This is a genomic window from Paenibacillus sp. GSMTC-2017, from assembly GCF_016019935.1.
Classification (GTDB): Bacteria; Bacillota; Bacilli; order Paenibacillales; family Paenibacillaceae; genus Pristimantibacillus.
On sequence record NZ_JAECMT010000003.1, the window covers coordinates 178,360 to 203,086 of the forward strand.

Here is a 24,727-nt window from a genome sequence, read left to right on the forward strand (position 1 = left end):
AGACCAGCGAAGACCTCTTAAAGGTAGTGTTAAGAAGAGGTCTTCACCGTTTCGCATAAGCTAGCTGCTATCAAGTTTGGACTTTATAATCCGGCGTTTTTCTTTAATCGACGAGCAATTTCATTGAAGTCCTCATGGGATATACCAGGTGCAAACTCTTCGGGTAACTCTGCCAGATCAGGCATAGGTGCCCCTTCTGGAGCCCCTTGAATCACTTCAAGCTGGGCACCTGTCTGAGGGTTTTGTCCGTTCCAGATGAGCACAACATCTTTGTAGTCTTCCGGACTGAACGTGTAAAGCTTATTGCCAAGCCCCATAGCTTCGAATTTACGGGCAGCTTCGAATTCATTGTTACTCAAGTTTGGAATGGGTATCATTTTTTTTATATCTACTCCAGTAGCAATCTCCAGAGCCTTCGCATAAGCGAGTACATGAACGCCTCCACGAACGAGAAGATAACCGATCATTGCCCGAGCTGTTGGGTGATCGGTCATTTCATACACGCGCATCTTGTGAGTCCGAGCGCCACATTCAAGGAAGAAATTATGAAGAAGGTCTAGCACTAGATTACCGCTGCTAAATACATTATCGCCGCTCCAAGCTCTTCCCATGGAATCTCCGGGGAGGGAGGTTTGCCCGGTAGCAATATAGAAATAGCTGTTGCGTTTGTTCACACCTTCTTTGAGCGGAGCAGAATCTGGATCGCCAGGGTTTGTTCCGCCAGTAAGCACCATATTGATGGCAGTAGATACTAGCTCAACGTGACCTATCTCCTCGGCAGTGATGCTAGAGACGAGATCGTAGAAAGGTTTTAGCTTCTGCTTGCCGCGGAAATTAAAGGATTGGTACAAATAATTGTTTAGTGTGGACATTTCACCAAACTTTCCACCCAAAAGTTCTTGCAACGCCGCAGCTGCATTAGAGTCAGAGTAAGGAGAAGGGGGCAATTCGATTTGCAGTCGATTATGCCTTTGGAACATATGGGATGTCACCTCTTTCCTAATAGATGGCTTCTTATATATAAGTAACGTTCACTATGTATACAGCAAAGTAATTACTAGCAATTCGTAGAGTACTAGTGGCAGTATGACGTTGTATGGATTTACAAATGATCGTGGGTCCTGCATCATAATTTGCAAATATAAGATGCTACGGTCTACATGAAGAATCATACCTTCATAGATATGGCCGTCGAGCGTTTGCACACGTACATGTTTATGCATATGGCTACCGCAATGCTTAAGCATACGGTCGCGAACTTCCTGTACCGTAGCTATATGCTGGTCATTAGCTTCATATATAATTCGTGATTGATTTTCCAGATGTTCAGATAAGGACACGAGTATTACCTCCCTGTCGCAATGGTTATTAATTATAGGTATGCAATGAGAGGTGGCGTCATGCCGTTTGTGGATATTTGGGAAATTTTTGATTCCAAAATGAATCCACCATACTATATTTTTTATATCTATATAAAGATAGAAATATATGATAGAGCCGTCGATAATCATCGACGGCTTTTTTTGTTTTATTTCACACTATCACATTATACGACAAGGATTGCGCGTATCATTTCGGATGAAAAACCTCGTATGTAAACAGTTTACATATATTCGTCCAAACGTTCACCGATGATTATCATTTGTAGTGAAAAATGTAAACAGAGCGAGCATTTTCATAAAAAAACCATATGTTATCGTTTTCTTTCTTTCTAACCCGATTTTACAGATGAGTTCCGTTGGGATAGTTTTAGTAGACTAAAACAATTTATGGTTACGAGGGAAATGAATGCATGAAATGTAATGGTGGTGGAGAGAGAAACCAACTGTGCCTAGCACCATATCTCATGATCGTTTACGAACCAGATGTAACCTGAGAGGGGTGTGTTACTATTCAGTACGTTTTGTATTTATCGACAGTCGTATTTCTCGTATTTCAGGCAATTTATACGATTCTTCCGCTGTTCATTAGTAAGGTGAAAAAACTGGATAGCACGCTAACCGAAAAGTCCTTTTCGGTTCTCGTCCCTGCTTACAACGAAGAATTAACGATCAAGAACTGCTTGGACGCCATGGATGGCCTTAATTACGGCAACCATGAAATTATTATTGTGAATGATGGATCTCGTGATCGCACCTTCGAGAAGTTGCAGGAGCTTCTGGAGCTTCGGGTAAACTATCGGAAGCCGAATCAACGCTTGAAATATAAGCGTGTCAGAGGGTTCTATCAATCCAGTCTGTATCCGCATATTTATGTCCTCGACAAATTGAATGGCGGTAAGGCTGATTCATTAAATGCGGGCATCGACTTTGCCAGCGCTGAAATCGTAATAACACTAGATGCTGATAGTATGCTAGAGACCAACTCGCTTAAGTATGTAAATCAATACTTCCACGATCCAAAAGTTATTGCATTAGGTGGAACAGTGAAAATTGTACAAGGCGCTGTTAAGAAAGATGGCGTAATCAAAGAAACGTTCACTGGCCAAGGAATCGTTAAGAGCCAAATGATCAGCTACATCCACAGTTTTTACGTCCGCAAATTAACACAATCCGCATTTAACTCCATCGTCGTCATTTCTGGAGCATTTGGAGCGTTTTACAAGGAGCTTATGTATGAAGTGGAAGGCTTTAGAAGTACTGTCGGTGAAGATATCGATATTACACTGAAAATCCATAAATATATTAAGGCCAATAAGCTGAAAAAGCGGCTTGTTTATGCACCTGAGGCGGTATGTTTTACCGAATGTCCTGAGGATATGAAAAATTTCTACAAGCAACGCATTCGCTGGCAGAAAGCTTTTGTGGATTGCATCATGATCTATTGGTCTAAGTTATCCAAAAGCTTCGGTCTTGGCATAAGTGTTTTTTTTGCTATTGATGGTTTCATTCTTGGAACATTGACAGCATTTACAACCATCTTTCATCTGATAGATGCAGTATTCTCCGGTACTAATTTGATTACAGCTATGCTCCTATTTATTATCACAATGTTAATAAATGCTGTGCAAATCGGTGTTTCTTTCCACTTGTGCAGGAAGTACGGCAGTCACTTTTCGGCTTGGGATTATGCAAAAATGTTTGTATTTAGCCAAGCAGAACTGTTTACGTATCGACTTGTTCTTCTTTATATCAATATTGTTGGCACATTTAAATATTTTGACAACGACAATGGCTGGGGCTTTGTAGAACGTAAAGGTGTTGCTTCAATTAGCCAAAACGTAGCAGCCGGCTCAAGATAATAAGATAGGAGGCATATGATGAGCAACGCTGTTGCTAGCAGAAGGATTATATATATTGATATATTACGAATACTCTCCATCGTAGCCGTTATCGTACTTCATATAACAGCACCGCTACTTACACGCACGAATGATTTTTCAACAACATCATGGTGGATTGGCAATGTACTTAACTCTGTTTGCAGATTCGCTGTTCCCGTTTTCTTTATGATTAGTGGTGCGATGATTTTGCGAACAGAAGTGAAGTCTATAGCAGAGTTTTATAAAAAGAGGATTTTGCCGTTACTAGTTCCTTTAGTTGCGTGGTCGCTTATTTACGGATTGTATTTTCAATACGTTATTCTCAAAAGCAAACTCGGCGCATGGGAATTCATCTTGGATTTTGGTTATAAACTACTCACGGACCGGAATTACGTCCACCTTTGGTTCTTATATTCTATTATTGCGATCTACATGACAGTCCCACTTATTAGTAAGTTCGTAAAATCGTGCAGTGAAAAGGATTTGCGATACTATATACTCCTCTGGTTTCTAGTGAGTGTTGTATATCAATTCGCTTCCCAGATAAAGTTCCGTTTGACTGAGCAGTATCTCGACTTTCCTAGCTTTAATATCCCTTTTTTCGAAGAGTATCTCGGTTATTTTATATTAGGTTATTATTTATTTCATTTCGAGCTGACACCAAAGTTTAAGCATGTACTATTTAATATTGGTATTGCATCTTTTTTCCTAACGCCCGTATTAACATACTTTGTTTCCATGCAAAAAGGTACGTTAGATGAGCTGTTCTATGGCAACTATTCGATTACGAGCTTGTTAACGGCGGTAGCTCTGTTCCTTTACTTTAAGGATAAGGACGCCAGTATAAGCAGACGAACAAATGATAAAATCAAAATTATTATTAGAGCAGTTTCAGCAGCTAGTTTCAGTATTTATTTGATCCATTTGCTTATCGAAATGTTTGTAGCTAAAGAGATTCAAGTAGATGCTTCATTTCTACAAACGACAGTAAGCCTGCTCTATAATGTGACTACTGTATTTCTAATAAGTTTCGTCATCGTTAAAGTGCTTAATTTAAACCGCTGGGTAACACAATTGTTATTTGGTGGAAGGGGGTAAAAGTATGAGAGCGAATAAAGCGATCAAGGTTAATCATTTAACTAAAGCATTAATTGCTATATTAATAATAGGTTTAGGTGTTTATTTCTATCAAAAAGTAAATGCAGAGGATCGTAAGCTTACAGTTGTATATATTGAGGCTTGGAGAGATCCTGCGAATGTAAAATTGTCCGAGCAAAACGTGGATATAGCATTTGTTGCATTTGCTAAAATAGCTGGGACGAACTTGTTCTTCCATGAAGATGAAGCTTCAAATGAAGCGATCAAATCGAATATTAAACAGCTTAAAGCTAAAAACCCAGATACAAAAATGGTACTAGCAGTTGGTGGATATGGCGTTGACGGATTTTCGGATGCGTCACTTGATGGCAATCGTTACTTGTTTACTCAGAGCATCGTTGACATGGTTAAAGAACTTGACCTTGATGGCGTCGATATCGATTGGGAATTCCCGGCGTTTGATGGTTGGGGAACGGTGAAAGCTAGTCCGAAGGATACTGTAAACTTTACAAACTTAATGAAAGAACTAAGAGAACGACTTAATCAATTACCGCATAAGGACGGTAAAAAATATATTTTAACATTTGCAGCAGGTACACAAGACTGGTACTTCAAAAATGTAGAGTTGCAGAAGGTTGAGAAGTATGTAGATTTTATCAATATTATGAGCTATGACTTAACAGGTAGATGGACGGAAACGACTGGCTTTAATGCCAACTTGTATATGGACGAGCATAATAAGTCACTCATAAGTGTGGATAGTATCGTCGGGGAGTATTTGAAGCTTGGAATTGGCAGTAAGAAGCTTCTACTCGGCGTGCCAGCTTACTCGTATGGATGGACAGGTGTCAAAAGCAAAGGCGACGGGTTATTCGAAAAGGGTAAGCCAATCGATATTGATAAGAAGGATTTGAGCTACAAAACAATCGAAAAGGAATACTTGAATAAGAATGGGTTCAAGCGATATTTCGATGACAAGGCCAAGGCAGCTTATTTGTATAATGGAGATATGTTCATAAGTTATGAAGATAAGGAAGCACTAGAAGCAAAAGTTCAGTATATTAAGGATAAAGACTTGGCAGGTGCTATGGTGTGGGAGTATGCTCAGGATGCTGAGAATGGCATTATTCAGTATTTGTCGGATAATTTGAACGAGGACAGCAATAAGAAAGAGTAATGAAGTATTATTAATCTACTCTAAGGCGATAGGAATTGTAGGATAACTGGTCCACTTTTTCAGCGTTTGGCACTCTCAAAATACCCATACTTCCCTCTTTATTTTGCATAGAATAGAGTATGCAACATAGAGGGGAGGATTTATATGTCCGCCAAACTAGAAGTTAGTGGTCTTAGAAGAAATCGGAGACATCACCGTCACCACGATCGTCGTCGCCATCACAGAGATGATTTTGCAGTAGAAGGAATCCAAGAAGCTGGGCGCGAACTAAGCAGAAGATTTGCTAATCTGCGCAGACGTTGTCAAGCTAGGAGACTAGTTGAAGCTATTCGTCATTGCGATTGCAGAGTAGTGAATGAGCTGTTTGAGTTTCATTGCAGAGCGATTCATTTCTTCAAGAAACCAGGTTTTGATTGTGTGAGAATTTGTTGTACTTTTGGACGCGATTCTGCTGTCATTTCGTTCGACATATGTGTTAGAAGACGTTTTGATGAGTGTCGTCGTCATGATTGTGGATGTGGACGTCACGGTTTTGGTTTTGATGGTGAAAACAGATTCTTCTAATCGAATAGTAACAAGAAGAGAGCCCACCTGTAATAACAGGATGGGCTCTCTTTGTCGGTTAATAGATTAAGTGCACTGAAGTAGCTTTTGTAGTACATCGATATAGTAAGAATAATTGCGAGGAACAAACTGATTTGCACGTATGCTCCGCTGGCTTGAAAGCAACGTTTGGTTTGATGAAGCATCATTGGAAACATCACTAGTTGCTAGAATAACACCACTTACAATGATTTCATTACATTTACCTTCGAAGAGTAAGAGAAGTTCATTGATACCTGCTTCGTAAACTCCGGCAACCTCATCTGGCTGAAGTCTAAGTTCATTCATTGGAAGATCACAAATGAGTGCAAATATATCGCTTACCTCACGGTCGATAAAAGTGTTGCCATTTACTATTCCAGTGAGATCTTCTCTAACTTGTCCAAGTGGAATGAGTTCTTCGAAAGTAGCGATAACACCGAGTTCTTCCGCTAGCTCACGAACAGCATCTCGCAACGTCTCTCCGGTGGAGAAATGGCCTGCCGCTGTAATATCGAAACAACTGGGATTCGTGTCCTTGCACGCTTGTCGTAATTGAAATCGAACAAACTGGCGATCACCTTCTCTACGTGTCAACCAACAATGAAACGAACGATGCCAATAACCATTTTTATGAGTTTCAGCACGAGTAGCTGTACCTATTGGATTTAGATGCTCGTCGTATATATCAAATATTTCTTCAGGCATTGGCTGTTTTGTTTAGTTCTGATGTGCAATGTTTGCAGCGTGTAGCTTTTACAGGTACTTGGGACAAACAATATGGACATTCCTTTTCAGTAGCTTCTGCTGGTGTTGCGTTAGGGTCTTCTTTCTTGCGACGCAACGTATTAATGCCTTTTACCATTAGGAATATACAGAATGCTACGATGACAAAGTCGATCATAACGTTGATGAATTGACCGTAATGGATTGCGGGCTCTGCAGCTAATTTAGCAGCATCTGTTATTCCCGTTGTATCCGATAACGGAATTTTCAAGTCTTTAAAGTCGACACCGTTTAGTAACATACCGATTGGGGGCATAACAATATCGTTTACGAACGATGTAACAATTTTACCAAAGGCTGCCCCGATAATAACACCGACTGCCAAGTCCACAACGTTTCCTTTTACTGCAAACTCCTTAAACTCATTTAAAATCTTCATTCTTTAATGGCCTCCGTTCACTCTTCTCATCTGTATTGTTTATCTCTAGTATGAACCAAATCTAGCATTGCTAAACTATGAAAGCAAGTGGTTGTAAATCATTGTCATGGTAATATCGAAAGATTACCACAACATTATCCAATTAAGCAGACTCCATTCCGTTTGCAAAAATTGATATTATTCAACAAAAAGTATAAAAATACACAGAAAATAAAAGGATATTTTGGAAATTTGTCGAAATATCTACTCTGCGAGATTATCTTGAGCTATAGGAGGAGAGGTATGATTAACTCTATCTTATACGGGAACCCCTATTTTCTGTTATTATCACTTACAATTATGTGTTATGCCGCTTTTACAATGATAAGTATGATAGATCATGTAAGTCCGAAGAAACCTGGATTATCTTTTAACTGGCTGTTAGCTGCTGCAACTATATATAGTTTAGGGCTATGGACAATACATGTCGTATCACTGCTAACTTCCGATCATTTACTTATCGTTGATTGGAGCATGGTAAGCATATTTGCGTTATGTGCATTAATAATCTTTTTAGGACTATATATTCATTATTGTGAATTATTCAGCCCTCGTCTTCGAGAGTGGGTTTGTACATTTTGTATCGTCGTAGCTTCCATTACGCTTCACTATTTATCTATTCTTTCAAGCGCCATTCACTCGTCTGCAGTTAATCTTTTCCTGCTTTCAATATCAATATGCATCAACATTATAGGTGTTTACTTCGCCTTGGTGTTACTTCGGTATAAATCATCACATTATAGAATAGTAAGTAGTTTTATATTAGGTATTTCCACTATGGGAATGCATCAATTTGGTATGCACGCAGTTACAGTGGAGTACGAATACATTTTGACTACGGAAAGATTTAATGAATTTATGTTACTACTTGCATTCATAGTATGTGTAAGTACATTACTCATTATTAGTTATAATCTAACAACCTGGCTCAGTGTTAAAAAGTACGCAATAGTTGATGAGCGATACAGACTTCTTGTAGAAAATTCAATGGATACGATAGCATTAATGAAAGAGGGCAAGTGGGAATATATCAATCCTTCAGGACTTATATTGTTCGAAGTGAATAATGAAAAAGATATTATAGGTTCAAGTATTTACGAACTGTTAGATGAACAACATCATGATGATATGAAGACAATGCTTCAATTAGATCGAGCCCAAGAAACTGTAAGGGCTAAGCCTATCGAGCTTAAATGGAAAACAACATATGGCAAATGCATTTATACCGAAATGGTAAGAGTGAGAACTGCTTTTTTTGGTTCACCTATTGATCAAGTTATTATTCGTGATATTTCCGAGCGTAAAAAGAATGAGCAGTTGCTAATCAATGCTGAGAAGTTATCTATAGCCGGACAATTAGCAGCTGGAATCGCACATGAAATTCGCAATCCACTAACGTCGCTAAAGGGATTTATACAACTACTATCAACAGGACGTATTCATAATAATCATTATTATTCAATTATGAACTCAGAACTTGTGCGAATCGAGTCCATCATTAGTGAGCTGCTGATGCTTTCCAAGCCACAGGTATATGAATATGTTTCTATTGATCTATGCCGATTGATGAATGAAATGATTGACGAATTAAGTTCACTTGCGAAGCTGCATAATGTGACACTGAGACAGAAAATACATAATCAACCTTTATGGGTAGAAGGGGTTGAAACACAATTAAAACAAGTTTTTATAAATGTGATGAAAAATGCGATTGAATCTATGGAGGAGGGGGGAACTGTAAATGTGGTGTTTGCTTTAGAAGAAAATGATCAGGTGAAAATTACTATCCAAGATGAAGGAACTGGAATTACTAAGGAGCAATTAACGAAGATGGGACAACCATTTTATACTACGAAAGACAAAGGAACGGGTCTTGGTCTAATGGTTACATATAAGATAGTTGAAAATCACAAAGGACGTATTCATGCAGAAAGTGAACTCGGTGTTGGGACGACGTTTATCATTAGACTACCTTATCGTAGTCCGAAATCATTAAAGCTCGCAGTACTTAACCGTCATGCCTAAATAGGAAGTATGCTTGTAATAGGGAGAGGTTTCATGGTATATCTCTATTATACAAACATACGTTCTCTAATAGAGGGCTTGAGGGGGAAGTATATTGGCAGAACCACTTAAACTAATGTATGATGGCGAATTTTTGGAACAGTTTGGTGGAAAAGTACATGCTGCATGGCCGAAATTCAGTATAACTGACTTTACAAAACGAGCGCGGAGAGAAGACTGGGATAGGCTTGAATTAAAACCTCGTATCCGCAGAATTACAGAAGCGCTCGGGGCATCATTGCCAGATGATTATGAAGAAGCACTTGACATTCTGTTCCTAATTGATAAAGAATGCACGGGGTTTCCCTATTTATTTTTCCCAGATTTCGTTGAAGTGTTCGGTAAAGAGGAAAAGCACTGGGATCGTTCGATGGAAGCACTAGCAAGATTTACGAAGCGATCATCCTCGGAATTTGCAGTTAGACCATTCATTCTGGAGCATCCTGAGCGTATGATTCCACAGTTACTAAAATGGGCTGATGATCCGAATGAGCATGTGCGTAGACTGTCCAGCGAAGGTTCAAGGCCACGTCTACCTTGGGGTCAGTCGTTGCCAATGTTTAAGATTGATCCATCACCAATGTTACCTCTGCTGACGAAGCTGAAGCAGGACCCTTCACTTTATGTCCGCAAAAGTGTAGCCAATCATCTAAATGATATCGTTAAAGATCATCCTGATTTAGTTATAGAACTTGCAGAGCAATGGAAAGGATCCCATCCATTGACTGATTGGATAGTAAGACATGCTTGTCGTACGTTAATTAAACGAGCAGATAGAAGAGTGATGTCATTGTTCGGATACACTTCACAAGGTGGAGATGAAGAGGCGAATCAACTTGTGACAGAAGCTTCTCTATCGCTATCACAAGATAGGGTAGAGATAGGAGGAGAGATTCAATTGCGTTACCGGATCAAGCTTGCGGGGAAACCAATAAGCAATGATCGTATGAAACTACGCATTGAGTATGGGATTGATTTTATGAAATCAGGTGGCAAAACGTCGCTAAAACGATTTCTGCTATCTGATCGAGAATATAGTTTTGGTGAGATTGCTGAAGGGCTCCGAACTCACCGGTTTGCGAACTTAACGACTCGCAAACATTATGCTGGTTTGCATGTTTTCACTTTATGGGTTAACGGAGTGGAAGTAGCTAAAGAGGATCTTGAAGTTATCGATGCTTAAAGGTTGATATGGGGAGTAAAATCATATAGAAGCAGCGGAAGTGGCAACTTGCCAATCTTCCGCTGTTTTTTATCAATTCGTTTAATCTTTGTCTTTGTTGCTAGTTGTGTGGCGCCTTGGATGCTGCATATGAGCTTCGGGATTGTCATCGTCATCGTGAGGGGTAAGTCTTGGATCTGTACGACCTTCATGATGATTGTCAAACGTAAGTTCAACCTGCTTCCACTCTGTTGCACCAAGCATTGGATCAGAGGGAAATGTATCCCCGCGTTTAAGCTTCTCATCGCGTCCCCACTCGTTACGGTAAACGCCGTCTGATTCAACGGGTTCTCCTGAAACTGGTTCCATTCGTTCAGGGTTATCTGGATTGCTCATTATGCCACTTCACTCCTAACACGTAACTTCGTAAGCAAGCCAGTCAATTATAATCCGTGCTTTGGCACCGCAGAACGGTCAGCCTCTGATTGCTGCTGGCTGGATTGTTCCTTGCTTGCGAGCTGGCGATCGGCTAACGACTGCTTCTTGCTGGCCGCTCTCTGACGATCGGATGGTTGCGTTCCAGACATAGGCTATCGCTCCCTTAAAGAAATATGATCTTGTACTCGGAAGATCGACATTAGCTTGCCACAGGAGGAAGGAATGTATGAGTTCAATTATAATAATCGGAGTTCGCACGCAGGACAGACAATGTCACGTTCAGTGACTTCTTCACCGCATGCAGGACAAGGCTCTTGAAAAGTTTGTAACTTGCTTGCTGTCACGGCCTCCGAAGTACTTGAAGATTCACTTTTAGAGCCAGGGTCTTGTCCTGGACGCAGATGAGCAGGAGTACCGAAGATCGTCTCCACCACATCACGGAATTGTTTGTACTTATCAGAATCGTCGGTTGAGACTCGGATGAATAGGAACATAGCTCCGACAAGTATAACGGCAAGTAGCAGAACAAAGGTTGTTGCTCCCACATCGACCCACGCATTCAAGGGATGAGCAGTAGCGATGAATGCTTTGGTTGGCATTAGTCATCCCTCATTATTTTATTTGATAACGGCTTTCTAGTCGTTTTCCTCCAAACCACATAACAAGTACAGCAGTAATGGAAACGAAGATGCGCCATGGCTCTTCTACCAGATTTCCAATATCGAAGCTAATTAATGAAATACAAAATATCATTACGGCTTTGCCTAAAATTGTTGCGAGTAAGAAAGTATGGAAAGGAACTTTGCTTAGCCCGGATATTACCGTTATAACAATGGACGGCGTAAAGGGGAAACATGCTAATAAAAATAACGGGGTAAACCCTTTTCGTTCAACCCAGTTAAAAAATCGTTCAGATTTCGGGAATCTACGTTGTAGCCGAGCTTTTACGTTACGGCCAAGTGTTCTGCAAATCCAGAAAACGCAAACTGCTCCTGCAGAAACGCCTATCCATGAGAATAAGAAACCAAATCCTAGCCCATAAATATTTGCGTTAGCGGCAATAATTAATATGAGCGGAAGGAAAGGGAGAAAGGATTCTATAAATGCGAGTAATAAACCAGGTAGAGGTCCATACTCAGAATAACTTTCTAGCGTCTGTTGAATACGCTGAATATCCATTTCTTTCAAATTAGAAATCCATTCCTGCAAATGATCCATGTTCTTAACTCCAATCTGTATATTCGTAACTAAACAATACCAGATAGACAGACCCCTTTCCAGTACATCCCATCTTATGCCCAGGAAGGCTTGTCAATGACAAGAAACTTGGTTAGCCCATCACCCATTTTCTATACTAATTATAGTGTCCACCAATCTAGATGCAAAATGAAGGAGTTGTTGAGACGATGAAGTACACGTATCTTGGTCGCTCTGGCCTTAGAGTAAGTAGACTGTGTTTGGGTACGATGAATTTTGGCGTTGATACTGATGAAAAGGAAGCCTTTCGAATTATGGATGCAGCACTAGATTCCGGTATTAACTTTTTCGATACAGCTAACATATATGGTTGGGGTGAAAATGCCGGTCGAACCGAAGAAATTATTGGGAAATGGTTCGAACAGGGTGATGGGAAGAGAGAACGAACGATACTAGCCACAAAGATGTATGGTGACATGCATGATCAGAATGACGGACCTAATCGTGAACCAGGGTTGTCAGCTTATAAAATTCGCAGACATTTGGAAGGTTCTCTGAAGCGGCTTCAAACAGATCACATTGAGTTATATCAGATGCATCATGTCGATCGTAAAGTGAATTGGAATGAGTTGTGGAGTGCTTTTGAAGCAGCGCAATTACAAGGGAAAATCGGCTATGTAGGATCAAGTAATTTTGCTGGCTGGGATATTGCAGTTGCTCAAGGGGAGGCCAAGGCAAGAGGCGTGTTAGGTCTCGTGTCTGAGCAGCATAAGTACAATTTGCTTTGCCGATTACCGGAGCTAGAAGTGCTGCCTGCTTCTCAGGCGCTAGGGGTTGGTATTATTCCTTGGAGTCCGCTAGATGGTGGAGTACTTGCAGGAAATCAAAGACGGAAAAATGGTGGACGAAGAAGCGGTGACGAGAAACGTCTTGAGAAACATCGTGAACAGTTAGAGGATTACGCTAAGTTTTGTGATGAAATAGGTGAGCCAGAAGATGTTGTGTCACTTGCATGGCTGCTTGCTAATCCAGCAGTGACAGCACCAATTATCGGCGTTAGAACACTGGAGCAATTTAAACGTTCACTGAAAGCTGTGGAACTTAAGCTTGATGAGTCTGCACTAAAACGGATTGATGAGATTTTTCCAGGGCAAGGTGGAGATGCTCCAAGCGCTTATGCATGGTAAAAAATATGGCATAGCCTTCTGTCAGCACCGTTAGTGAATGTGGTGCTTGCAGTAGCTATGCCATTCAAGTTAAATAAGTAAATTGAAGAGGACGGGATCCTTGTTGAGTTCTACGAATTGGAATCCTTTATGGGTCATCCGCTCAACTAGTGGCTCGTAATCTTCACGGTTTTTTAATTCAATGCCAACTAATGCAGGTCCATTATCCTTGTTCGACTTCTTTGTGTATTCAAAGCGGGTAATGTCATCTGACGGGCCAAGAACCTTATCAAGAAATTCTCTAAGAGCACCTGCTCGTTGTGGGAAACTGACCATGAAATAGTGTTTATATCCTTCATAGATTAGTGATCGTTCCTTAATTTCTTGCATCCTGTCTACATCATTATTACCGCCACTCACGACACAGACTACTGTTTTTCCTGCGATTTGATCACGATATGATTCTAGTGCAGCGATAGGAAGGGCACCAGCAGGTTCTGCGACGATCGCATTTTCGTTATAGAGATCAATTAGCGTTGTACATACTTTGCCTTCTGGTACAGAAATGACATCGTCCAGAAGATCCTGGCAGATTGCGAAGGTTAAGTCACCGACACGTTTAACAGCCGCACCGTCGACGAACTTCTCAATTTGATCCAAAGCTACTACTTCATTAGCATCTAGTGATGCGCGAAGTGATTGAGCTCCATCAGGCTCAACACCTATGACTTTGGTAGAAGGGGCTACAATTTTGATGTATGAAGCAACACCAGCAGCTAAGCCGCCACCACCTACTGTCAAGAAGATAAAATCAGGAGCAGCGTCTGCTTTTTCCATTAGTTCTTGTCCGATGGTTCCGTTGCCTGCAATGATTTTACGATCATCGAACGGATGGATGAAGGCCATTCCACTACGTTTACTCTCTGTCATAGCTTCGGCGTATGCGTCGTCAAACGTATCGCCGGTTAAAATAACTTCAACCTGACCGCCTCCGAAAAATGACACTTGTTTTACTTTTTGTCTAGGAGTGGTGCTAGGCATATATATTTTCCCTGGAACTCCAAGTGTTTGACAAGAGTAAGCAACGCCTTGCGCATGGTTGCCTGCACTAGCGCATACGACACCTTTAACGATTTCTTCTGGTGATAAGGAACGCATAAGGTTGTAAGCACCACGTATTTTGAAAGAACGGACAGTCTGGAGATCTTCTCGTTTTAGCCATACGTTGCAATTATACCGTTCAGACAACACTCTATTATGTTGGAGCGGGGTTCTTACAATGACATCTTTTAGATGCATTTGAGCTTGTACAATTTCTTCTAGACCGATTCTATGCGGTGTATTAGGTTTAATACTCATCTGTGATCATCCTTCCGAAAACAACACCAATCTAGTGAATAATTTTGATTCATTATACCATTATGTAAGAGGGAAAGTAGGGTTCGTTAGTTATTTGTAGTATTCTGTTAGAATAGAAATAGAAGAAATATAGAATTGGAGGTGAATATGTGGGTAAAGTAGTAAAGAGATTGTTTATAACATTAATCGTTCTTATTGTTATTATAGTTGGGGCTGGCTGGTGGTTCTTATCTTACATTGCACCGGACAAGCAGCTCGATATGGCCCATGAAACGATTGATATAAGAGAGAAAGCAGCTAGTATGGTGAAGCGGTTGAAACCGGAGCTTATTTTGACAGAGTCGGATGTTAATCATTTAATCAAAAGTCACATGAATCCGAACATTGCAGAAGGTATTCGAGTTGACGGAGCAGATTTTAAACTAGAAGAAAATCGGCTGCTTGCTGACTTAAATATAACGTATCAAGAGCGCATCCCTGCACAGATTCAAGCGGAGTATCGTTTGGAATGGCAAGAACCTAATTTGGTATTGATACCAGAAACTTTAGCGATGAAGGGTATTAACCTTCCTTTACGTATGTTGGAATCGTTGACGATACCGCTTGATCTGCCTACTGCGGATTTAGTTACAGTGCAGAGTGTAAAGTTTGAAGCTAATCAAATTAAAGTGTTGTTTAAGCTGAATTTTTCGCTTCATTAAATAGTTGATTAGATCCATCTGGACAAAAAAAGGGAGACGCACTTGGCGCCTCCTCTTTTTTTGATAGGATTAAGCAATTTGGTGAATCGACCAGACAACGCCGTTGCCTGTACTTCCAAGATTGATTGCTACAGTCAGACCATTTGCAACATAGAACAGGCCTACTGTATCTCCTGCATTCAATTGAACATCACCTGCAAGTGTGACATCGCCACTTCCCAAAATCGCTCTTAAAGTAAGAACTAAAGCAACGTTTACGTTAAGAATAGGGAAGTTTCCGACAATGAGGGGAGTACCTGTATTTATTCTTTGAACTTCAAAAGCAGGGTTAATAGCTGCACCAAGTGAAATAGATAGAGCTGCAGTTGTTGAATAGTTTATTGTTGCAGCTATTGAATATCTTCCAGTTGTTGGGACGGTATACGTTCCAGTAGCAGCATTGAAATTTACATCAGGGAAATAAGGAGCAGTAACTGTCCAGTTATTAAGTTGTTGAGAAGCAGCAACTGCAGCAATATTTGTTAAAGCTGAGAATCCTTCACTGGCAAAGTTTGAGCCAGTTGAACCTGTTGCGCCAGTAGCTCCAGTGGCACCCGTAGCACCTGTTGCACCAGTGACTCCAGTGGCACCCGTAGCACCTGTTGCGCCAGTAGCTCCAGTGGCACCCGTAGCACCTGTTGCACCAGTGACTCCAGTGGCACCCGTAGCACCTGTTGCACCAGTGACTCCAGTGGCACCCGTAGCACCTGTTGCACCAGTGACTCCAGTGGCACCCGTAGCACCTGTTGCACCAGTGACTCCAGTGGCACCCGTAGCTCCAGTCGCTCCAGTCGCTCCAGTCGCTCCCGTAGCACCAGTTGCGCCAGTAACACCGTCGGTTCCCGTGACACCCGTAGCGCCAGTAGCTCCAGTAACTCCAGTAGCTCCAGTAACTCCAGTAACTCCAGTAACTCCAGTAGCACCTGTTGCGCCAGTGGCTCCTGTAGCCCCAGTAACACCGTCGGTTCCTGTGACACCCGTAGCACCAGTCGCACCAGTAGCCCCCGTAACGCCAGTAGCTCCAGTAGCACCCGTAGCACCAGTCACTCCATCAGCACCCGTGGCTCCAGTAGCCCCAGTAGCCCCCGTAACGCCAGTAGCTCCAGTAACGCCAGTAGCTCCAGTAGCACCCGTAGCTCCAGTAGCCCCAGTAGCCCCAGTCGCACCAGTCACTCCATCAGCGCCCGTGGCTCCAGTAGCCCCAGTCGCCCCAGTCGCACCAGTCACTCCATCAGCGCCCGTGGCGCCAGTAGCCCCCGTAGCACCTGTTGCGCCAGTCACTCCATCAGCGCCCGTAGCTCCCGTAGCCCCCGTAGCCCCAGTTGCGCCAGTCGCGCCAGTCACTCCATCAGCACCCGTGGCTCCAGTAGCCCCAGTTGCGCCAGTCGCACCAGTCACTCCATCAGCGCCCGTGGCTCCAGTAGCCCCAGTCGCCCCAGTCGCACCAGTCACTCCATCAGCGCCCGTGGCGCCAGTAGCCCCCGTAGCACCTGTTGCGCCAGTCACTCCATCAGCGCCCGTAGCTCCCGTAGCCCCCGTAGCCCCAGTTGCGCCAGTCGCGCCAGTCACTCCATCAGCRCCCGTGGCTCCAGTAGCCCCAGTTGCGCCAGTCGCACCAGTCACTCCATCAGCGCCCGTGGCTCCAGTAGCCCCAGTCGCCCCAGTCGCACCAGTCACTCCATCAGCGCCCGTGGCGCCAGTAGCCCCCGTAGCACCTGTTGCGCCAGTCACTCCATCAGCGCCCGTAGCTCCCGTAGCCCCCGTAGCCCCAGTTGCGCCAGTCGCGCCAGTCACTCCATCAGCGCCCGTGGCTCCAGTAGCCCCAGTCGCCCCAGTCGCACCAGTCACTCCATCAGCGCCCGTGGCGCCAGTAGCCCCCGTAGCACCTGTTGCGCCAGTCACTCCATCAGCGCCCGTAGCTCCCGTAGCCCCCGTAGCCCCCGTAGCCCCAGTTGCGCCAGTCGCGCCAGTCACTCCATCAGCACCCGTGGCTCCAGTAGCCCCAGTTGCGCCAGTCGCACCAGTCACTCCATCAGCGCCCGTGGCTCCAGTAGCCCCCGTAGCACCTGTTGCGCCAGTCGCGCCAGTCACTCCATCAGCACCCGTGGCTCCAGTAGCCCCCGTTGCGCCAGTCGCACCAGTCACTCCATCAGCGCCCGTGGCGCCAGTAGCCCCCGTAGCACCTGTTGCGCCAGTCGCGCCAGTCACTCCATCAGCGCCCGTAGCTCCAGTAGCCCCCGTAGCTCCAGTAGCCCCCGTAGCACCTGTTGCGCCAGTCGCTCCAGTCACTCCATCAGCGCCCGTAGCTCCAGTAGCCCCCGTAGCACCTGTTGCGCCAGTCGCGCCAGTCACTCCATCAGCGCCCGTGGCACCTGTTGCCCCAGTTGCGCCAGTCGCACCAGTCACTCCATCAGCACCCGTGGCTCCAGTAGCGCCAGTCACTCCATCAGCGCCCGTGGCACCTGTTGCCCCAGTTGCGCCAGTCGCACCAGTCACTCCATCAGCACCCGTGGCTCCAGTAGCGCCAGTCACTCCATCAGCGCCCGTGGCTCCAGTAGCCCCCGTAGCACCTGTTGCGCCAGTCGCACCTGTTGCGCCAGTCGCACCAGTTACTCCATCAGCACCCGTGGCTCCAGTAGCGCCAGTCACTCCATCAGCGCCCGTGGCTCCAGTAGCCCCCGTAGCACCTGTTGCGCCAGTCGCGCCAGTCACTCCATCAGCGCCCGTGGCACCTGTTGCCCCAGTTGCGCCAGTCGCACCAGTCACTCCATCAGCACCCGTGGCTCCAGTAGCGCCCGTGGCTCCAGTAGCGCTCGTGGCTCCAGTAGCGCCCGTGGCTCCAGTAGCGCCAGTCACTCCATCAGCGCCCGTGGCGCCAGTAGCCCCCGTAGCCCCAGTTGCGCCAGTTGCACCAGTCGCACCGTCAACTCCAGTAGCTCCAGTAGCTCCAGTAGCTCCAGTAGCTCCCGTTGCTCCACTACCAGGACCGGTAGGTCCAGTAGCCCCAGTAGCTCCCGTCGCTCCTGTAGCTCCGCTTCCAGGGCCAGTAGGTCCCGTCGCGCCCGTGGCTCCAGTACCCGTAGCCCCCGTCGCGCCAGTAGCTCCGTCATTGCCAGTAGCGCCAGTAGCGCCAGTCGCCCCCGTCGCACCCGTGCCGCCAGTCGCCCCAGTCGCTCCAGTCGCTCCAGTCGCTCCAGTCGCCCCCGTAGCCCCAGTCGCGCCAGTCGCGCCGTCATTGCCAGTCGCCCCCGTCGCACCCGTGCCGCCAGTCGCCCCAGTTGCTCCGTCATTGCCAGTAGCTCCAGTAGCTCCAGTAGCACCCGTAGCCCCAGTCGCTCCGTCATTGCCAGTAGCTCCAGTAGCTCCAGTAGCACCCGTAGCCCCAGTCGCTCCGTCATTGCCAGTAGCTCCCGTCGCGCCAGTCGCGCCAGTGCCGCCCGTCGCCCCCGTAGCTCCGTCATTGCCCGTCGCGCCAGTAGCACCAGTCGCACCAGTGCCGCCAGTAGCGCCAGTAGCACCAGTAGCTCCAGTCGCCCCTGTAAAATCACCTGGGATTTCAATTTTAACAATAACTGAGCCTGGTAAAATGGAGATATCGAGTGTATCTGATTCAAAAATAAGCGAGTCACCTTGAGAAATTGGTAATGAAGCGTTTGGTCCGGATACAGTGAAAAGTATGCCACCATCAAATGTACCCGTAGCCCCCGTCGGACCAGTCGGACCAGTTGCTCCCGTTGGTCCAGGAGGACCACCAGAAGGACCAGTCGGCCCTGTCGGACCAGTTGGTCCAACCGAAATTGGTGTGTTCAAAATACTGTTAAGCTTACTGTCTAATAAGAACTCTTTTTTCGTAACCGCATCAATTGTGTCCCTGACGCTTTCATTAATAGTCAGAATGTCGCTGATGGTTGCTGGGGGAGACGATACTCCTGGCAAGGTACCAAGTACGAACTGGAGTTTTTCTCCTTCCGCATTCAAAATGTGACTAAGTCCAAGCTCTTCTAATGCGATGGACGAAAGTAACAGATTGATTGCATCGTCTCGAGTTAATGTAATCAGCGGGGTAATATTAGGAATATTGGATTGAGACATTATCATTCTCCTTTTTTATTAGAATAGGCTTGCATAATTCACTAGTTATCATATGCTTCAAAACGTAGAGTGCACTTAATAGAAGCGGAGTTTACAGGAAAATAGTCAGGTGTGCTTATAGAGAAAGTCAATTGTTTAAATGACAAAACCTTCAATATTAATTGCAATATTATTCATTTTAGAGGGTAGATGAGCTTGCAGATCACTGTTAGATTACAGGTCGAGGATAAAAGCTTTGCAATCTAGTAGGGGTTATTATTTTGAAATGATTAAGTATAAACAAAAAGCAGATGATATCAAAATTGATAGTATCTAATATAGGTTCAGGCTGCCGAGGAAATCTCGACAGCCTGAGACTAACTTAAAAGGTAGCTCCCTTAATTAGGAAAGAAAGAGGGATTAAGCGATAGTAACTCCGCCACTTCCATATCCCGCTACAGTGTTTAATAGAGATATTCCCGTAGCAGTTGAAGAGAAAACCAAAAGTAAACGAGTTTGTGCAGTAACTGGAATGCTTAAACCGGTGAGAATAGCATTCCTTGTTTGACCAATAGCTATAGGACCAACTAATGCAGGTAAAGCTACTGCAGTTCCTGCTATTGGAGTAAAAGTGTTATCTGGGGCAGTAGAGCTGTACAATTGTGCAGTAACGTTAATAGTAGTTCCTAATATTGCTAAAGCTGCTGTTGTGCTGAAGTAAGCTGCCACTGAAGTAATTACTCCGTCTCGTGGTACTGAGAATGCAAAGTTTAACAAAGTTCCTGCTGCTCCTGTTAGATCGATTGATGCCCCTAAAATACCTACTAAAGGTCCACTATTACCAAACCCTACGAGTCCTGCTGTACCAGCTACACCAGTAAGAACTGTCGTTAGTAGTAAAGGTAATCCAGATGCAAACGGAATTATTGCACCAGCCCCAGTCACGCCAGTAGCACCCGTCGCGCCAGTAGCACCCGTTACGCCCGTCACGCCAGTAGCGCCCGTCACGCCAGTAGCACCTGTTACGCCAGTAGCACCTGTTACGCCAGTAGCACCTGTTACGCCAGTAGCACCTGTTACGCCAGTAGCACCTGTTACGCCAGTAGCACCTGTTACGCCAGTAGCACCTGTTACGCCAGTAGCACCTGTTACGCCAGTAGCACCTGTTACGCCAGTAGCACCTGTTACGCCAGTAGCACCTGTTACGCCAGTAGCACCTGTTACGCCAGTAGCACCTGTTACGCCAGTAGCACCTGTTACGCCAGTAGCACCCGTTACGCCCGTAGCACCCGTCACGCCCGTAGCACCCGTCACGCCCGTCGCGCCCGTCACGCCAGTAGCACCCGTCGCGCCCGTAGCACCCGTCGCGCCCGTTACGCCCGCGCCAGTAGCACCCGTCGCGCCAGTAGCACCCGTCGCGCCCGTAGCACCCGTCGCGCCAGTAGCACCCGTCGCGCCAGTAGCACCCGTCGCGCCAGTAGCACCCGGATCACCGGTAGCTCCAGTAGCACCCGTCGCACCAGTAGCGCCAGTAGCACCTGCAGTTCCAGTGGCTCCTGTGGCTCCAGTAGCCCCAGTAGCACCAGTAGCGCCGGTAGCGCCAGTCGGTCCAGGAGGACCTCCAGAAGGCCCAGTCGGCCCAGTCGGACCAGTTGGTCCAACTGAGATTGGTGTGTTCAAAATACTGTTAAGCTTACTGTCTAATAAAAACTCTTTTTTCGTAACGGCATTAATTGTGTCCCTAACGCTTTCATTAATTGTCAGGATGTCGCTGATGGTTGCTGGAGGAGACGTTACTCCTGGTAAAGTGCCAAGTACAAATTGAAGTTTTTCTCCTTCAGCATTCAAAATGTGACTAAGTCCGAGTTCCTCTAATGCGATGGATGAAAGCAACAGGTTAATTGCATCATCTCTAGTTAATGTGATTAGAGGGGTAATATTGGGAATATTGGATTGTGACATTATCATTCTCCTTTTCAGTAGTCTGAGCTCTGTATATAATTCACTAGTTATCATATGCATGAAGTTATATTGTGCACTTAGTAGAAGCGGAGTTTGATAAAAATGGACAGTTATCCTTACGGGGAAATATTAATTTCGAAACGTATTTTTAAAAATGATTTAATAATTACTTACATATGAGTAAGTTAAATATATAGATATAGTGACTTGTAGCTTATAAAGGGAGCGGGAAGTGTCGCTAGTGTTACCGGCATTAAACAAATGTCTCTTTAAAACTAAGGAAAGCGCTCAAATATGAGGACGACAGTGGAGAATATTTGTGGAAATTCTTCTTTGGGTTGCCAAATTGGTCTAGCAGAGTCTCTTTGTATGAAAATGAAAGTAATTTATCTAGATAAACGACTGCGTAGAAATAAGTGTCACGGATTCAGGTTAGGTATTATTCATAGAATTGTAATTCGTATATAATAAATGCGGATTCTGACACACTGGGTCACTATACATATTTATGTAATTGAACATGAAATAAAATGAATATCTGTGAAAAATGAAAGTGTTAGAAAATAACAGTTTATTCTAATAAGAAAAAGTAATTAGAGAAAAAAACCTAAAATAACGAGAGGTTATAGCCTTTTTCTTTAAATCAATTAGATCAAAGCATAAGTAATATCATTCGTTTTTTTAAGTATATAAGTCTACTGCATGCTTTAAATGAGTAACTACCGTCATAGAAAAAGGGCTACTCCAATAAGTTTGTACAACATTGTTGGAGTAGCTGTTATATCAAAACATATTCTACCTATTTACATTAATCCAATGAATTACATTTTTCATATACAACTGACTAGGCTATTTTAATAATTGTTATAGCTACCGATGGGCTGGTCTGACCTTGAGTCGTAACTCCAAGAGCTGTTGCTACAGTACCAACGTTATTAACTGTTAGAATATCACCAGCAGCTAAAGTTACAATTGCAATTGCAGTTCCAGTCTCTGGTTGAGTACCGTTTCTGGCTCCAGATGCATTTGAAAAAATAATAGAACCAGGTACAACAACACCATTTATTTCAAGAGCCATGACATTCTCTTTTATAGTTGATCGATATATATGATTTCTAGGATAAAGAGATCACCTCCCCAAAAATGATCGAAGAGTGATCTCTTTGCAGACGATTAAAAGTCGATAATTTTCACACTATTAACTGTTTCTAAATAAAGTGTATTAATCAATCTTTACTAATCGAATCGCTGCTGAAGGAGTAAATCCGCCTGGTGTTGACGTTAGAAAAGTAGAGGTAGGCACGTTTACTGCTAAAGATACAACATCACCAGCATTAAGGGTCAGGATAGTCGAAACATTTATGAGGCCACTCCCATCTGGTGCAGTGACAACACCACCAGCATTATAGAATGGAACGGCTTGACCTCCGCCGTTTACTTGTAAGGAAGCGCTAGTATTATTAGCCCCTGGAGCAAATTGAATCCGTCCATCTGCCAAGTAAGTGCCTGCTTGGGTGACTTGAACACCGCCGTTAGGCAATACAGTAAATCCGGCAGTATTGTTATTTGAAGCACCAGTTACAGGAGCGATTCCTCCAGTTGGTCCTGTGGCAAAACCAAAGAATGTGCCAAAAACATTCGCTAGAACACCTGTAGCCCCAGTAGCCCCAGTAGCCCCAGTAGCCCCAGTAGCCCCAGTAGCCCCAGTAGCCCCAGTAGCCCCAGTAGCCCCAGTAGCCCCAGTAGCACCTGTAGCGCCAGTAGCCCCAGTAGCACCTGTAGCGCCTGTAGCCCCAGTAGCCCCCGTAGCACCAGTAGCGCCAGTAGCACCAGTAGCACCCGGATCACCTGTAGCTCCCGTTGCTCCAGTCGCACCTGTAGCCCCCGTAGCACCTGATGGTCCAGGAGGACCTCCAGAAGGCCCAGTCGGCCCAGTCGGACCAGTTGGTCCAACCGAAATTGGTGTGTTCAAAATACTGTTCAACTTGCTGTCTAATAAAAACTCTTTTTTCGTAACGGCATTAATTGTGTCCCTAACGCTTTCATTAATTGTCAGGATATCGCTAATGGTTGCTGGAGGAGACGTTACTCCTGGTAAAGTGCCAAGTACAAATTGAAGTTTTTCTCCTTCAGCATTCAAAATGTGACTAAGTCCGAGTTCCTCTAATGCGATGGATGAAAGCAACAGGTTAATTGCATCATCTCTAGTTAATGTGATTAGAGGGGTAATATTGGGAATATTGGATTGAGACATTATTATTCTCCTTTGCAATTTTATTGGTCTAATTTTTATTCACTAGTTATCATATGCCTGATAACGTAGAGCGCACTTAATAGAAGCGGAGTTCCATAAAAATGGTCAGTTGTACTTATACCATCCACAAAGACCCCATCACTTCATATAATTGCGATCTGTTTGCATGCGATATCGCTTTTTCAAGGACGAGGAGTAACTATTCATCCTTAAACAAGTTCCAGAGTGTCCTACATAAATAGGGGATGCGGAACAAATTGGGTTAAATTTAATTAAGAACGATTTTCCTTTACTCAACTATTAAGAATTCATAGAAACGTAAGCTTACTGTATGAAAGAGAATGAAGTAAGTGAGATGCTTAGAGAAATGGTTTGAGGTTTCTTCTATACTTGTTGTCAGGTTTATATAGTAAATTGCATGAGGATTACGAGGAAGGAGTTACAAAGATATTGACATAGCAGCACGCCCCTTTGAAGTCATGGAACTGCTGTCGTATTAAAAATGAAACTTTTTATGAAAAATTGACCATTAAGTGGTGGCACAACGTTTAATACAAACGAATTTGCCACTTGTACTCCGTTCAATAAAGCAAATACTGTAAGCTATGTGCCGTGGCAAGTGTGTTAATTACTGATAATTCATACGTTACCCAATACGATCCATTGGGCGCATATGTCAAATCTGTTGGAATTGGAAGTGTAATATCGGTATTACTTGATGCAAATCCATTAAAAGCTAGAAATGTTGCCGAAGCAGTTACCGGTCACACCTTTAACACCAATTGATCCAGTCGCGCCTGTTGCCCCAAGAGGACCAAGCTTACTATCCAATCAGCGTTCAAAATATGACTAATACCAAGTTCCTCTAATCCAATGGATGAAAGCAATAAACTGATTGCATTTTCTCTACTTAATGAAATCGTAGGGGGAATATTAATTAGATAGATATTATCCGATTTATTGTAGAGAAACTTCTATTTACTCTTAAAAG

At 44.0% G+C, this 24,727-nt stretch carries 21 protein-coding genes; 8 read left to right on the forward strand and 13 right to left on the reverse strand.

Annotated elements, in window-relative coordinates; genetic code table 11:
* Positions 1-83: 83 nt before the first annotated feature.
* Together I6N90_RS12805 and I6N90_RS12810 are read right to left on the reverse strand one after the other, a co-directional pair.
* The gene (locus I6N90_RS12805) at positions 84-980 is read right to left on the reverse strand and encodes a manganese catalase family protein (RefSeq protein ID WP_197936012.1); all 897 of its coding nucleotides are present in this window, start codon (positions 978-980) and stop codon (positions 84-86) included.
* A 54-nt stretch (positions 981-1,034) separates the two neighbouring features.
* A complete protein-coding gene (locus tag I6N90_RS12810) occupies positions 1,035-1,340 on the reverse strand; it encodes an acetyl-CoA acetyltransferase (protein ID WP_332262452.1) in 306 nt (101 codons plus the stop codon).
* 551 nt (positions 1,341-1,891) lie between these two features.
* Here I6N90_RS12810 and I6N90_RS12815 point away from each other — a divergent pair.
* From I6N90_RS12815 to I6N90_RS12830, 4 genes are all read left to right on the forward strand, one after another.
* Positions 1,892-3,241 (forward strand): glycosyltransferase family 2 protein, encoded by a 1,350-nt coding sequence (locus tag I6N90_RS12815; protein ID WP_197936582.1) that lies wholly within the window; start codon positions 1,892-1,894, stop codon positions 3,239-3,241.
* 15 nt (positions 3,242-3,256) lie between these two features.
* Positions 3,257-4,360: an acyltransferase gene (locus I6N90_RS12820; RefSeq protein ID WP_332262453.1), complete on the forward strand. Its 1,104-nt coding sequence runs from the start codon at positions 3,257-3,259 to the stop codon at positions 4,358-4,360.
* Between the two features lie 22 nt (positions 4,361-4,382).
* Positions 4,383-5,537 (forward strand): glycoside hydrolase family 18 protein, encoded by a 1,155-nt coding sequence (locus tag I6N90_RS12825; protein WP_197936583.1) that lies wholly within the window; start codon positions 4,383-4,385, stop codon positions 5,535-5,537.
* A gap of 144 nt (positions 5,538-5,681) precedes the next feature.
* The gene (locus tag I6N90_RS12830; protein WP_197936014.1) at positions 5,682-6,101 is read left to right on the forward strand and encodes a hypothetical protein; all 420 of its coding nucleotides are present in this window, start codon (positions 5,682-5,684) and stop codon (positions 6,099-6,101) included.
* Positions 6,102-6,167: 66 nt separating this feature from the next.
* Here I6N90_RS12830 and I6N90_RS12835 read toward each other — a convergent pair whose 3' ends face one another.
* Positions 6,168-6,827 carry an NUDIX hydrolase gene (locus I6N90_RS12835; protein WP_197936015.1) on the reverse strand — a complete coding sequence of 220 codons (660 nt, stop codon included), beginning with the start codon at positions 6,825-6,827 and terminating at the stop codon, positions 6,168-6,170.
* Positions 6,820-7,284: a large-conductance mechanosensitive channel protein MscL gene (mscL, locus tag I6N90_RS12840; RefSeq protein WP_197936016.1), complete on the reverse strand. Its 465-nt coding sequence runs from the start codon at positions 7,282-7,284 to the stop codon at positions 6,820-6,822. The genes I6N90_RS12835 and mscL overlap by 8 nt, the downstream gene beginning before the upstream one ends.
* A 282-nt stretch (positions 7,285-7,566) precedes the next feature.
* On the opposite strand from mscL, the gene I6N90_RS12845 reads away from it, so the two are divergent.
* Positions 7,567-9,348 carry an ATP-binding protein gene (locus I6N90_RS12845; RefSeq protein ID WP_197936017.1) on the forward strand — a complete coding sequence of 594 codons (1,782 nt, stop codon included), beginning with the start codon at positions 7,567-7,569 and terminating at the stop codon, positions 9,346-9,348.
* Between the two features lie 94 nt (positions 9,349-9,442).
* Entirely contained in the window at positions 9,443-10,570 is a 1,128-nt protein-coding gene (locus I6N90_RS12850) for a DNA alkylation repair protein (RefSeq protein WP_197936018.1), read from the forward strand.
* An 81-nt stretch (positions 10,571-10,651) separates the two neighbouring features.
* Here the strand turns inward: I6N90_RS12850 and I6N90_RS12855 are convergent, their stop codons facing one another.
* From I6N90_RS12855 to I6N90_RS12870, 4 genes are all read right to left on the reverse strand, one after another.
* Positions 10,652-10,945 (reverse strand): transposase, encoded by a 294-nt coding sequence (locus tag I6N90_RS12855; RefSeq protein ID WP_197936019.1) that lies wholly within the window; start codon positions 10,943-10,945, stop codon positions 10,652-10,654.
* A gap of 47 nt (positions 10,946-10,992) precedes the next feature.
* Entirely contained in the window at positions 10,993-11,136 is a 144-nt protein-coding gene (locus I6N90_RS12860) for a hypothetical protein (protein ID WP_197936020.1), read from the reverse strand.
* A gap of 87 nt (positions 11,137-11,223) precedes the next feature.
* The gene (locus I6N90_RS12865) at positions 11,224-11,586 is read right to left on the reverse strand and encodes a zinc ribbon domain-containing protein (RefSeq protein ID WP_197936021.1); all 363 of its coding nucleotides are present in this window, start codon (positions 11,584-11,586) and stop codon (positions 11,224-11,226) included.
* Between the two features lie 13 nt (positions 11,587-11,599).
* A complete protein-coding gene (locus I6N90_RS12870) occupies positions 11,600-12,205 on the reverse strand; it encodes a TVP38/TMEM64 family protein (RefSeq protein WP_197936022.1) in 606 nt (201 codons plus the stop codon).
* A gap of 188 nt (positions 12,206-12,393) precedes the next feature.
* On the opposite strand from I6N90_RS12870, the gene I6N90_RS12875 reads away from it, so the two are divergent.
* Entirely contained in the window at positions 12,394-13,371 is a 978-nt protein-coding gene (locus I6N90_RS12875; RefSeq protein WP_197936023.1) for an aldo/keto reductase, read from the forward strand.
* Positions 13,372-13,440: 69 nt separating this feature from the next.
* Here I6N90_RS12875 and ilvA read toward each other — a convergent pair whose 3' ends face one another.
* A complete protein-coding gene (gene ilvA / locus I6N90_RS12880; RefSeq protein WP_197936024.1) occupies positions 13,441-14,709 on the reverse strand; it encodes a threonine ammonia-lyase IlvA in 1,269 nt (422 codons plus the stop codon).
* Positions 14,710-14,858: 149 nt separating this feature from the next.
* Here ilvA and I6N90_RS12885 point away from each other — a divergent pair, with 149 nt between their 5' ends.
* Positions 14,859-15,410 (forward strand): hypothetical protein, encoded by a 552-nt coding sequence (locus tag I6N90_RS12885; protein WP_197936025.1) that lies wholly within the window; start codon positions 14,859-14,861, stop codon positions 15,408-15,410.
* Positions 15,411-15,479: 69 nt separating this feature from the next.
* Here the strand turns inward: I6N90_RS12885 and I6N90_RS25075 are convergent, their stop codons facing one another.
* The 4 genes from I6N90_RS25075 to I6N90_RS12905 all read right to left on the reverse strand — a co-directional run bounded on the left by I6N90_RS25075 (position 15,480) and on the right by I6N90_RS12905 (position 23,736).
* The gene (locus I6N90_RS25075) at positions 15,480-19,541 is read right to left on the reverse strand and encodes a collagen-like protein (protein ID WP_197936026.1); all 4,062 of its coding nucleotides are present in this window, start codon (positions 19,539-19,541) and stop codon (positions 15,480-15,482) included.
* 399 nt (positions 19,542-19,940) lie between these two features.
* Positions 19,941-21,482 (reverse strand): exosporium glycoprotein BclB-related protein, encoded by a 1,542-nt coding sequence (locus I6N90_RS12895; protein WP_197936027.1) that lies wholly within the window; start codon positions 21,480-21,482, stop codon positions 19,941-19,943.
* Between the two features lie 844 nt (positions 21,483-22,326).
* Complete coding sequence (locus I6N90_RS12900) at positions 22,327-22,560, reverse strand: hypothetical protein (RefSeq protein WP_197936028.1); 234 nt, start codon at positions 22,558-22,560, stop codon at positions 22,327-22,329.
* Positions 22,561-22,704: 144 nt separating this feature from the next.
* The gene (locus I6N90_RS12905) at positions 22,705-23,736 is read right to left on the reverse strand and encodes a hypothetical protein (protein WP_197936029.1); all 1,032 of its coding nucleotides are present in this window, start codon (positions 23,734-23,736) and stop codon (positions 22,705-22,707) included.
* Between the last annotated feature and the right edge of the window lie 991 nt (positions 23,737-24,727).